At 61.9% G+C, this 11,978-nt stretch carries 10 protein-coding genes; 4 read left to right on the top strand and 6 right to left on the bottom strand.

Annotated elements, in window-relative coordinates:
- Positions 1–547 (bottom strand): inorganic diphosphatase (gene ppa, locus AC52Q4_RS06555; protein WP_495536000.1); only part of this gene is annotated, 547 nt, incomplete at its 3' end.
- A 354-nt stretch (positions 548–901) separates the two neighbouring features.
- Between ppa and AC52Q4_RS06550 the strand changes: the two genes are divergently transcribed.
- On the top strand, positions 902–2,905 hold the full coding sequence (locus tag AC52Q4_RS06550) for a sodium-translocating pyrophosphatase (protein WP_495535999.1): 2,004 nt from the start codon (positions 902–904) through the stop codon (positions 2,903–2,905).
- Between the two features lie 428 nt (positions 2,906–3,333).
- Here AC52Q4_RS06550 and AC52Q4_RS06545 read toward each other — a convergent pair whose 3' ends face one another.
- Entirely contained in the window at positions 3,334–4,596 is a 1,263-nt protein-coding gene (locus AC52Q4_RS06545; RefSeq protein ID WP_495535998.1) for a 6-phosphofructokinase, read from the bottom strand.
- Positions 4,597–4,663: 67 nt separating this feature from the next.
- Positions 4,664–5,899: a class I SAM-dependent methyltransferase gene (locus AC52Q4_RS06540; protein WP_495535997.1), complete on the bottom strand. Its 1,236-nt coding sequence runs from the start codon at positions 5,897–5,899 to the stop codon at positions 4,664–4,666.
- Positions 5,900–6,083: 184 nt separating this feature from the next.
- On the opposite strand from AC52Q4_RS06540, the gene AC52Q4_RS06535 reads away from it, so the two are divergent.
- Together AC52Q4_RS06535 and mpl are read left to right on the top strand one after the other, a co-directional pair.
- Positions 6,084–6,602: a hypothetical protein gene (locus AC52Q4_RS06535; RefSeq protein WP_495535996.1), complete on the top strand. Its 519-nt coding sequence runs from the start codon at positions 6,084–6,086 to the stop codon at positions 6,600–6,602.
- A gap of 51 nt (positions 6,603–6,653) precedes the next feature.
- On the top strand, positions 6,654–8,030 hold the full coding sequence (mpl, locus tag AC52Q4_RS06530; RefSeq protein ID WP_495535995.1) for a UDP-N-acetylmuramate:L-alanyl-gamma-D-glutamyl-meso-diaminopimelate ligase: 1,377 nt from the start codon (positions 6,654–6,656) through the stop codon (positions 8,028–8,030).
- A 91-nt stretch (positions 8,031–8,121) separates the two neighbouring features.
- Here mpl and hemL read toward each other — a convergent pair whose 3' ends face one another.
- Positions 8,122–9,402, bottom strand: coding sequence for a glutamate-1-semialdehyde 2,1-aminomutase (gene hemL, locus AC52Q4_RS06525; RefSeq protein WP_495535994.1), 1,281 nt, complete (start codon positions 9,400–9,402; stop codon positions 8,122–8,124).
- Between the two features lie 119 nt (positions 9,403–9,521).
- Positions 9,522–10,193, bottom strand: a complete 672-nt coding sequence (gene thiE / locus AC52Q4_RS06520) for a thiamine phosphate synthase (RefSeq protein WP_495535993.1) — start codon at positions 10,191–10,193, stop codon at positions 9,522–9,524.
- Positions 10,194–10,308: 115 nt separating this feature from the next.
- Between thiE and AC52Q4_RS06515 the strand changes: the two genes are divergently transcribed.
- Complete coding sequence (locus tag AC52Q4_RS06515; RefSeq protein ID WP_495535992.1) at positions 10,309–10,479, top strand: rubredoxin; 171 nt, start codon at positions 10,309–10,311, stop codon at positions 10,477–10,479.
- Between the two features lie 291 nt (positions 10,480–10,770).
- Here the strand turns inward: AC52Q4_RS06515 and AC52Q4_RS06510 are convergent, their stop codons facing one another.
- A complete protein-coding gene (locus tag AC52Q4_RS06510; RefSeq protein WP_495535991.1) occupies positions 10,771–11,850 on the bottom strand; it encodes a hypothetical protein in 1,080 nt (359 codons plus the stop codon).
- Positions 11,851–11,978 lie beyond the last annotated feature (128 nt).

The raw sequence follows: 11,978 nt of genomic DNA, 5'->3' as shown, positions 1-11,978 counted from the left end.
AAAAATTCGGCTTGACGCGAGCTTCCTGATATCGAGCAACCGCCGCCATGATTTCCTCGCGGCCGGCCTGCGCACCATACCAGCCCTCGACTTCGACCCACTTGCCGGGCTCGAGATCCTTGTAATGGGCAAAGAAGTGACTGATCTGTTCGAGCAGCTCGCGCGGCAAGTCGGCGGGCTCGTTCACGTGATCGTATATCGTGGTCAGCTTGCGAACCGGGACGGCCAACAACTTGCTGTCGGCGCCCGCCTCGTCCGTCATCGCCAGCAGCCCGATCGGGCGGCAACGCACCACCGCGCCGCTGATCAACGGAACGGGGGTCACCACCAGCACATCGACCGGATCATCGTCATCGCACAATGTGTGCGGTATATAGCCATAGTTACAAGGATAACGCATAGCGGTGGCCATGAACCGATCCACCGTCATCATTCCCGTTTCCTTGTCGACTTCGTATTTAACCGGTTCCCCGTGGTAGGGAATTTCAATGGCGACGTTAATCTCCTCCGGGATGTCAAAACCCGAGGTGATCGCATTGGAGATCATACTTTTCACTACCTCATAAGAACGACAGGCGAGGCAAGCGCGCGCGCCGGCCCGAACGTGGCGTAGTGCGGGCCGGACGCTTGCGCCGCCGACGCGAGTAATTGCTGTCAGGTTCCGCGCAGAGAGATCACCGCGGCGTGTGCCAGTCTAGGGGGCGCCTGCAGTTGACGTCACCCCGCAAAGCCGGCGCGGTACGAAGCCTGTCCGCTTCGGGGCGTGCAATGGCCCCATGTTTTCTGGCAAAGTCGCCGCGATTATAAAGCAAAAGCCTGCGCCATGCGGCCACGGAGCGCAGAGCAGGAAAACACGGCCCTCGCCTAGCGCGATTGGCTGAAGCACGGGAGGCGTATCATCATGTCGATTGCTTATATTCCGCCCGCCTTAGGGCTGCTGGGCCTGGCGGCGGCACTGCTGATCTATGGCGCGATTCTGCGTTATCCGCCCGGATCGGAGAGGGTCGTGGCCATCGGCGAGAAGATCCACCGTGGCGCCATGGTTTTCATGCGACGCGAGTACACCATTCTCGGCTACGTCGCGGTCGCTCTGACAGTGCTGCTTTGGATTTTTCTCGGCTGGCAGACCGCCACCGCCTATGTGCTCGGTGCCGCGGCCTCCGCCGGAGCGGGGTTTATCGGCATGTACACCGCGACCCACGCCAATTACCGGACAACCACGGCGGCCTATTCTCAAGGCGCCCCGGAGGCTTTGACCATTGCCTTTTTCGGTGGCTCGATCATGGGCCTGGCGGTCGCCTCTTTGGGGTTGCTCGGGCTTGGCCTGCTGTTCCTATTCTACGGTGGCGACCCCACTACGGCCCATCATATCCACGGCTTCGGCATGGGGGCATCCACCGTCGCGCTGTTTTCACGCGTGGGTGGCGGTATTTTTACCAAGAGCGCGGACGTCGGCGCTGACCTGGTCGGCAAGCTCGAAGCGGGCATTCCCGAGGACGATCCGCGCAACCCCGGGGTCATCGCCGATAACGTCGGCGATAACGTAGGAGACGTGGCCGGCATGGGCTCGGATATTTTCGAGTCCTATTGTGGGGCCATGATTGCCACCATCGCCATGGCGGCCACCTTGCCGGGAGCGGTCATTTCCGGGCTCGGAGGGCGCAATGAGCTCATGTTCCTGCCGCTGGCGCTCGCCTCGGCAGGTCTGATCTGTTCCTTGGTCGGCATCGCACTCGTGCGCATGTTCTCCGCTCAGGCACCTGAGCGCGCGCTTCGCACGGGGACAATCGGCGCCTCGGTGCTTTTCATTACCGTGGCTTACTTCGTCGTCGCCTCCCTGGGCATAACCGACAACGCCTGGTGGGCCGTGCTGTTCGGCGCACTGGGAGGAATCGTCGTCGGCCTCGTAACGGAATATTACACCGCGGGGCAGCCGGTGCTGAGCATCGCACGAGCGGGGGAGACCGGGGCGGCAACCGTCATGATCAAGGGACTGGCGATCGGCATGGAGTCAGTGGCGATTCCCGTGCTCACGATTTGCGCAATTATCGGCATATCGAGTGCCCTGATCGGCCTTTACGGAGTGGGCATCGCCGCGGTAGGCATGCTGGCGACGGTGGGCATCACCATGGCCATCGACGCCTATGGGCCGGTCGCCGACAATGCCGGCGGCATTGCCGAAATGGCCGAACTCGGCCCGGAGACTCGCCGCATCACCGATTCTCTCGATGAGCTCGGCAACACGACTGCCGCCATCGGCAAGGGCTTCGCCATCAGCGCGGCGGCCCTGGCCGCTCTGGCGATCATCACCGCCTACGTACAGACGATCAGGCAGCACATGCCGGAATTTACGATTTTCCTAGGAGACCCGGAGGTTTTGGTAGGCTTGTTCCTCGGTGGCATCTTCCCCTTCCTGGTGGCTTCCATGACGATGACCGCCGTCGGGGATGCCGCCTTTGCCATGATTCACGAGATCCGTCGACAGTTCCGTGACATCCCGGGCCTGCTCGAGGGTCGTGCTGAGCCGGATACCGCCCGCTGCGTCGATATCGCGACGACCGCGGCCCTGAAGAAAATGACCCTACCGGGGGGACTCGCTATAGTCGCTCCGCCGGCGGTCGGCTTCCTGATCGGCCCGGCGGCGCTCGGCGGCATGCTGGGCGGGGCGCTGCTCGGAGCGGTGCTCCTCGCGCTTACCATGGCGAATTCCGGAGGCGCCTGGGACAACGCCAAGAAGTACGTGGAGAAGGGCAACCATGGCGGTAAAGGTTCCGACGTGCACCGCGCCACCGTCGTGGGCGACACCGTGGGGGATCCATTCAAGGATACCTCGGGCCCGTCCATGAACATCCTGATCAACGTGATGGCCATCATCAGTCTGGTCATCGCGCCGTTACTGGCCTGACCGAGCGTGACGATGCAGCCGTTAACACTTTTATCAGACCGCCGCGGCAGGCCACCCGGTCGTCGGCGGTCACCGGGAGGCGGGATTGGGGCGCGGGTTGTTAAATTCTTTGACACTCTTCCAGAAAGAAAGAGATCGAAGGCCGCTTGTGTAAAGCCATCTCTATGATTGAAAAACAAAATAATAGGGATTGCACATATATTGCTAGAGACTTCATGGGTCTTAGACCCAGAATCGCCTGGGAACCGGGGGCTGCCATGGCAGCCGTCGAGAGGCGTGATCCCCGCGGGCCTGGACAGGCCTCCGGCTATCGGGCTGGCAGCGGGTAACCGCAGCCAATAACAAAAACATGTACACCCCCCTATCTTCCAAGCCGGTGCAAACCGGCTTTTTTTTGGTACGGCCTGGCAATCTCACCTGCAGGCCGGTTATCCCCCAGCGAATGGCGCGAGCTTTTTGTCCACCAGGCTGCGGCGCAGCCGGGCGTAAGCCGGCAGGCCGTTCTCATAAGGCGGATAGTCCTCACCGGCGATCAGCGGCCGCAGATAGCGCCGGCACTGCGCCGTGATGTGCATGCCATCCGAGGAAATGTAATCGGCGGGTAGCGTGCGCTCCACGTTAGCGACCTCGGCGAGGCTTGTCTCGCCCACTTCCCACCGGTAAGGGTCATCGCTCAGCCGTACGATGGTTGGCATGACGGCATTTTTGCCAGCCACCGCAAACTCGACTGCCGCTTTGCCCACAGCGTAGGCCTGCTCCACGTCCGTGCGTGAGGCGATATGCCGTGCCGCGCGCTGAAGGTAATCGGCAATCGCGTAATGATATTTGTAGCCAAGCCCATCATTGATCATGCGGGCGACCACGGCCGCCACCCCCCCGAGCTGCGTGTGGCCGAATGCATCCTTGCTACCCTGATCGGCGAGGAATGTGCCATCGGCATTGCGTGTTCCTTCCGAGGCCACTACCACACAATAACCCGTCTCGCGTACGCATTGATCCACGCGGGAGAGAAACCGCTCTCGATCAAACGGGGTCTCGGGCACCAGGATGAGATGGGGCGGCTCATCGGGGAGCTCCTGAGCCAGTCCGCACGCCGCGGCGATCCAGCCCGAGTGCCGGCCCATGGTCTCGAGCACGAAGACCTTCGTCGACGTCTTGGCCATGGAGGCCACATCGAGTCCGGCTTCGCGAGTGGAGACGGCGACGTACTTGGCGACCGAGCCGAACCCCGGGCAGGTATCCGTACCCGGAAGATCATTATCCACGGTCTTGGGGATACCGATACAGGTAATCGGGTAGCCGAGCTGCTCCCCGAGTTGCGCGACCTTGTGCGCCGTGTCCTGCGAATCACCGCCACCATTGTAGAAAAAATAGCCTATATTGTGGGCATCGAAAACTTCCAGCAAGCGCTCGTACTCGGCGCGGTTTTCCTGCAACCCTTTGAGCTTGTAACGGGCCGAACCAAACGCGCCTCCCGGCGTATGACGCAGCGCTGCGATCGTCGCCGAACTCTCCTCGTTCGTATCGATAAGTTCCTCGTGTAACGCTCCGAGGATGCCGTTGTTGCCCGCGAGGACGGTATGGATTTCGCCGGCGTGGCGCCGTGCCGTCTCGATCAAGCCGCAAGCCGTGGCATTGATAACCGCGGTCACTCCTCCGGACTGTGCATAGAAGGCGTTGCGCTTAGCCATGGAGCCCCTCTCCCTTTACACTTACTCACAGAGCAGAAATACGACTCGCTTTGCACATAACCCGCCTTCAGGCTCGCCGTTCCGCCGCAGGGCGAGCGTGCATCGCGCGAGCCCTTTCCACCTCAGTATCGGGGGTGCTGTGCAGGTAGCCACGGGTCAGCGGCACGGCATCGTTGTTGCGCGCCAGCTGAAACTGAAATACCACCAGATCCCGCCAACGGAAGGCAGCCTCGCTGAGCGCGAGGTAGAACTCCCACATGCGGCAGAAACGCTCGCTCTTCTCAGCGGCCACCTCGCTGCGCGCACGTTGAAAGCGCTGCTGCCATTGTGCGAGCGTGTAAGCATAGTGCAGGCGCAGCACCTCGACGTCCGCGCTCACCAGACCTCGACGCTCCACTGCGGCCGACACCTCCGACATGGCGGGAATGTAGCCACCCGGGAAGATGTAGTGGCGGACCCAAGGGTTCGTCAGCCCTGGCGGAGCACTCGATCCGATGGTATGGATTAGCGCAATGCCGTCCTCGGTAAGCCGATCGCGCACCGCCTGGAAATAAACATCGTAGTTGCGCGCTCCCACGTGTTCGAACATGCCCACGCTCACAACGCGATCATAGGTTTCAGTGTTTTCCCGATAGTCCTCGAGGCGGATATCCACCAGCGCCGTCAAGCCCCGCTGTCTCACGCGTTCCCGGGCAACTCGATACTGTTCCCGCGAAAGAGTCAGGCCGGTGACCCGAACACCGCACGTCTCGGCAAGATAGATCGCCAAACCCGCCCAACCGCAACCGATGTCGACGACCCGCTGTCCCGGTGTCAATAGCAGCTTGCGGCGGATGTGCTCCTTTTTCGCTCGCTGCGCTTCTTCAAGCGTCATACCCTCGGATGACCAATAGGCGCAGGAGTATTGCATATCCTCGTCGAGAAACCGCCGGAACAGTGAGACGTCCAGATCATAGTGGTGGGCCGCGTTGCGGCGGCTGGCAGCGAGCCGATTCCATTGCTGGATCGGCTTGACGAGCTTGATCACGAGGCGTCGCAACCAGCTTGCCGACTCGCGCGGAAAATTCTTCATCAATACCTCGAGCAGCGTAATCAATGAAGGGGTGCTCCACGCCCCTTCCATATACGTCTGCCCAAGCATGAACTCCGGATCGGCGGCAACCTTTTTGAGAGCGGAGGCCTCATGAATGTACCAATGGGCCTGCGGGCCGCCCTCGCCGTATTGACGTACGGACCCGTTCGGGAATTCGACGGTAAGCGAACCCTTGCGAATCCGTTCTTCCAGCACGGTCTCCAGCTTCATTGTCGCCACCTCCGCGCGGCTCAATTCCGGATTGTTATTCTGGGTAGACACCAAAAATGTCTTAGCGTGTGATCCTCATGCCCGGAACGGGTACCATACTGGCCAACCCGCCGCCTGTAGCCCTAACTGAAGTTTTGGATGCTGGGGGCGAATTTTTCAAATTGATCTGCCCTCCCATGCAGCCGTGAGCCGAAATATGCCGCCGATCAAGACAGCCGCCCGTGTGTTGTTCGACATTTGCCTGCTGCGGGCTGCGCCTCAGCATCTACCCTGTTCCTGGGAGCTGCTGGGCCTGGCGGCGATCGCCGCTCTGGCCTCGAGCTATGCCGCTGTATGGACGTATGCGCCCGCCCCGGATTCGCTGCCGCCGCTGCTGGTGGGGCTGCTGCTCACGCTCGGTTTCACCTATGCCATCCTCGCTTTTCGCGGACTCAAGGTCCGCTTCATCCAGACAGCGAGCGCGCTGCTCGGAACGGATGCAATTATCACCGCAATCACCTTACCGTTACTCCACCTTGCCGGTTCGAGCGTTGCCCAGAATGCCTATATTCTCTCCGCCATGGCGGGGCTCGGGATCTGGAATCTTTTCATTATGGGCCACATCCTTCGCCACGCCCTGTCGTTACCCCTGCCCGGCGGTATCCTGGTGGCCCTCGGTTATATATTCGGCTCAATCTTCGTATCTCAGCTCATCCACGGTTGAGCCGGGTGCGTGCTAGCATCCGAGCAGATCTCCGGCAGAAGGCAAGGCGCAATGCACCTGCATATACTCGGCATTGGTGGCACCTTCATGGGCGGTCTGGCACTCCTCGCCCGTGAGGCCGGTCACACCGTGAGCGGCACCGATGTGGCGCTCTATCCGCCCATGAGCACCATGCTGGCGGAACAGGGGATCGCCGTTCGCGAGGGATATGCGCCACCACTGCCGGCCGAGCTGACACCCGACTGCATCGTGGTGGGTAATGCGCTCAGTCGCGGCAATCCGGCGCTGGAGCAGGTACTCGACTGCGGGCTGCGTTATACGTCGGGACCGCAGTGGCTCGCCGAGAACATCCTAGGCGAGCGCTGGGTATTGGCAATCACGGGCACGCACGGCAAGACGACGGTCAGCAGCCTGCTCGGCTGGATACTGGAGTACGCGGGGCTGCGCCCCGGCTTCCTCATCGGCGGGGTGCCCAACAACTTCGGCTACTCCGCTCGGCTCGGCGATGGCAATCTCTTCGTCATCGAGGGCGACGAATACGACAGCGCCTTCTCGGACAAGCGCTCCAAATTCGTGCATTTCCGGCCGAGAACGCTGGTCATAAACAACCTTGAATTCGATCACGCGGACATCTTTCCTGACCTGGCCGCTATCCAAATGCAGTTCCACAACCTGATACGAACCGTACCCAGCAACGGCCTGATTATCGCCAATGGTGACGACGAGGCGATCGCCGACGTGCTCGCGCGCGGCTGCTGGACACCGCGCACCCGGTTTGGCACCGGGACCGATAACGACTGGCGCCTGCAGGCGGTTGAGAGCGCGAATGATTGCGCGTCGTTGCAAGGCGAAGGGTTGACACGAACGATCAACCTGCCGTTGCCCGGGGAGCACAACGCCCGCAACGTCCTGGCGGCGCTACTTGCTGCTCGGCATGCCGGGGTGCCCTTGGAGGTGGGTGTCATGGCGCTGCGCCACTTCCGCGGCGTGCGCCGCCGCTTGGAGTTGTACGGCATTGCCGAGGGAGTGCGGGTATACGATGATTTCGCCCACCATCCAAGCGCGATCAGCGCCACGATCGCGGCCTTGCGCACGTTTCACTGCGGTCGCATCGTGGCGGTGCTCGAACCACGCTCCAATAGCATGCGCCTTGGCGTACATCGCCACACGCTCGCCACTTCGCTGCAGGACGCCGATCGGATATTCGTCTACCGACCACCGGCATTGGAATGGAGCCTGGAGGACGCGCTTGCCCCATTGCCGAGCGAGCGCGCCATGATCAGCGACAATATCGCTCATCTGATCGATGAGATTGTCGCCACGACACGAGCCGGCGATGCCGTGCTGGTAATGAGCAACGGTGGATTCGACAACCTTCACGCGCGAGTGCTCGCCGCCTTGGACAACGACCGCCGCGGTAACCCCTAGCCTACCCGATAGCACGGCACGAAGGGTTCACGCGCGGGTCACGCCCGCTCCTACTGCGAATTCGCCGCGCGGTGACAGCCGGGCACCGTATTCACAAGCGGGCGAAAGCGCGTTCGGCGGCCGCCAGCGTATGGCTGATCGCCTGCTCGTCGTGAGCCGTCGAAACAAAGCCGGCCTCGAATGCGGAGGGCGCCAGATACACGCCTTGCTCGAGCAGGCTATGGAAAAACTGCTTAAAGCGTTCCACATCGCAAGCCGAAACCTGCTCAAAATTGGTAACCGCCTCGGCTGCAGTAAAGAAAAGCCCGAACATGGTACCGACCTGGTTGGTCGCAAAGGGTACACCAGCGCTTGCGGCGCGCTCGCGCAGTCCCTCGAGGAGGGTCCGCGTCCTCGCCACGGCCGATTCAAACACCTCGCTCGCGGTCAACACGTCCAACGTGGCCAAGCCCGCTGCCATCGCCACCGGATTTCCCGACAGGGTGCCCGCTTGATAGACTGGTCCGAGTGGCGCGAGCCATTCCATGATCTCGCCCCTGCCGCCAAGTGCACCGACCGGCATGCCGCCGCCGATGACTTTTCCCAGACAGGTCAGATCGGGGGTGACCGAATAGTGTGCTTGCGCACCGCCTAGAGAAACCCGAAAGCCGGTCATCACCTCGTCAAAGATCAGCAACGAGCGGTTCTGATCACAGAGCGTGCGCAGCCCGGGGAGAAAGCCTTCCAGCGGTGGCACACAATTCATGTTACCGGCCACGGGCTCCACGATCACCGCGGCAATCTCCTCGCCGTATCGGTCGAAGACCTCGCTCACCGCCGCGAGATCGTTGTACGGCACGGTGATGGTCTGCTCGACGACCGCCTCGGGCACGCCGGGCGATCCTGGGATGCCTAGCGTCAGGACCCCCGAACCGGCCTGTACCAACAAACTGTCCACGTGGCCGTGGTAACACCCCTGGAATTTGACGATGCGCTCGCGCCCTGTAAAACCGCGAGCCAAGCGCAGCGCGCTCATCGTCGCCTCGGTGCCGGAACTGACCATGCGCAGCCGCTCGATGGATGGAAGCAATGCTTTAATGCGCTGGGCAAGGCGGGTTTCCAGCTCGCATGGGGCACCGAAACTCAGGCCGCGCGTGACAGCATCGCAGACCGCCGCTACCACTTCCGGGTGGGCGTGCCCGACCGCCAGTGGGCCAAAAGACAACACATAGTCCACGTAGCGTCGACCATCGACATCTTCGATCCATGCCCCTTCGCCGCGACGAATGAACACGGGCTCACCGCCGACTGCGCGGAAGGCCCGCACAGCAGAGTTAACACCACCGACAAGGTGCTTTTGGGCTTCCACAAACTGTTCATGTGAACGGGACATGAGCGAAGACCTTCCTGATTCACTGCCAGGATCACGCGTTGCTCTGTTCCAGAGGCATACGGCGTCCCGAAATTGAGCACGGCCACCATCTCGAACGCGGCTACTTTAACCCTTAGGGCTCATTCGTCAAACAACCGGGCGATTCGGCGGGCCGCGGCCGCGGGCTCGGGAACCCCGAACACGCCGCTGATAACCGCTACCGCATCGACGCCCGTCTCGATGACCTGCCGGGCGTTGTCTGCGGTTATACCTCCGATCGCCACGATCGGTAAGGTCAGGGCGCTTCGCGCCGAGCGCAACAGTTCAAGAGAGGCGTGCACCGCGCCGGGCTTCGTACTCGAGGGAAACACGCTGCCGAAGGCAACGTAGTCGGCTCCCGCAGCCGCCGCGCTCCGAGCCCGGGCCAGGTCGTTGTAACAGGAGAGGCCGATGATCGCCCCGGGGCCCAGCCGGGTCCGGGCGGCGCCCAAGGCCAGATCATCCCTCCCGAGATGGACGCCATCTGCGGCCACGGCGGCCGCCAGTTCGACATCATCGTTGACGATAAAGACGGTCCCATGCGCACGACACAATGCAGCGAGCTGCCGAGCCTCTTGCCAACGCCTCGGGTGGGCGGATTTATCCCGATACTGCAAAAGACGAACGCCGTTGCCCAATACGGCCTCGACACAACTTCGCAAATCCTGTGGGCGCTGTAAGTTCGCATCCGTAATCGCGTACAGACCCTGCACCACTTGACCGCGATCGGCACTCACTGGCAACGCTCCAGCCACGCGCTCGCGCGCGTGCATCAAACAATCGTGTTATGCACTTGTAGGGTTTTCGCTGCGCCGGCCATGGCGTAGAGTATCGTCGCTTCCATGACCAGGAACTAGCAAACGAGCGACGCGAGCGATGGCACAAGCAATGGATTATAAGGCCTACATGTGCGTGATCTGCGGCTGGATCTACGAGGAGGAATCGGGCGCACCCGAAGCTGGGATCGAGCCCGGGACGCGCTGGGAGGACATTCCCGAAGATTTTGTCTGCCCAGAATGCGGCGCCACCAAAGATGACTTCGAGATGATCGAAATTTGAAAACATCCAATCCAACAGAGGCCCGCACCGCGCTCACCGGCTACTGGTCGCCGGGAATTCCACTGATTAACCATAACTTATCTTCATCCTCGAAGGTGAACCGAGCGGCTTACCCGGATTTCGCGACTCACGCCGCATGCATCACATTAGCGTTGACTGCCGCAGGGCAACTGAGGCGGGGGCGGCCCACTGCCGTGAACGATCAATAACCGCAGCTCACTTCGACAGCTCGGCGCGCTCTAGCACCTTTGCGTGGCGGCCCCCTATGCGCGAGGCTTTTTCGGCGCCAGGTCAGATGTAGAGCACTGTGGCGGCGACCGCCAATGCGCTCATTACGCCAATGAGCGCGAGCCATTTCCACGCCCGCCCCACTGAGGACGAACCGGACCCCGAGGCCCGCCGTACGGTCGGCCGAACGCTGCCGGCGCATTGACGGGCACCGCCAGCAGCGTGACGTCGTTCTACCTTCTCCGTCACGGTGAGTTCCATCATCAAGGCCTCGGCTTCCCCGTCGCTGAGCGATTCCGCCTCCGTCTCGCTCGAGCGCTCGTCAGGATCATCGGCGTCCATCGAGCGATCCTCTACCACACGCAGAAACTCCTCGGCCATGTCAGCGGAGCTCGCGAGCGGCACCTTACCCCATCCAGCGGCCGGGTCCACCTCATTGACGGCGTCCGCCAACGGCGCGAGCGACCACGAATTGCTGATATTCGACGAATGCAGCGGCATTTTTCCTGCCTCCGCCCGCCGTCGGCGCTCCTCCGATAGCTTGAGGGCTTGCTTGAGCCGACCGATCAGGCGGCGGGCTTCCTGCGCAGCGCGGCGACTCGCTTCCTCGCTTTGGCGGTAGCGCTGCGCAAGCTGATCGCGCTTATCGCGCTCGCTGGCGAGTTCCCGGCGTAGCTCGCAGAGCTTCCGTTCGAGTCGGTCGAGATACTCCTCCGCGGTTTTCCCGGCATGGTTGGTGGATTCACGCTGACGATTGACTACCTCGCGGGCCCGCTCCGCGCCTTGCTGCTCCAGCTCATGCATACTCTGCTGCAGCTGTTGATACCGGCGCAGCACAACGTCCGCCTGAGCTTGAGCCGTCCTGTGCTCTGCTCTCAGGTGAACGACCTGCTCCTCCGCCCGCTTACGCCGACTGACTTCGGCCGCCTGCAGACGAATGGCCTCCTCTTGTGCTCGTTGGCGCGCGTTTGCAAGCTCACCGCGATAGTATGCCGCTACTTCCTCGGCGCGCAGTTGCGCTTTTTCGAGTTCCCAATACAGGTGGGCAAGCTCTTCGTCGCGGGCATCTCGCCCGGAGCCGAGCATGCCTTTCGACTTCGTGCCACGTAAACCGTCGATCCCGCGTCCTCCCGCTCGCTGCATTTCAGGCTGCTATCGGTATCCCTCGCACTCAACGTCCACACTGCTCGAGGAGGCGTCGACACGGACGACCGATGTCTCAATACGGCCATCGCCATAGAGTTGCAACCAGCGAAACCCGGGCGGCGCAT

This window comes from Nitrococcus sp. (assembly GCF_059432795.1).
The sequence above is the reverse complement of the archived record's forward strand: the minus strand, read 5'-3'. Positions and strand labels throughout refer to the sequence as shown.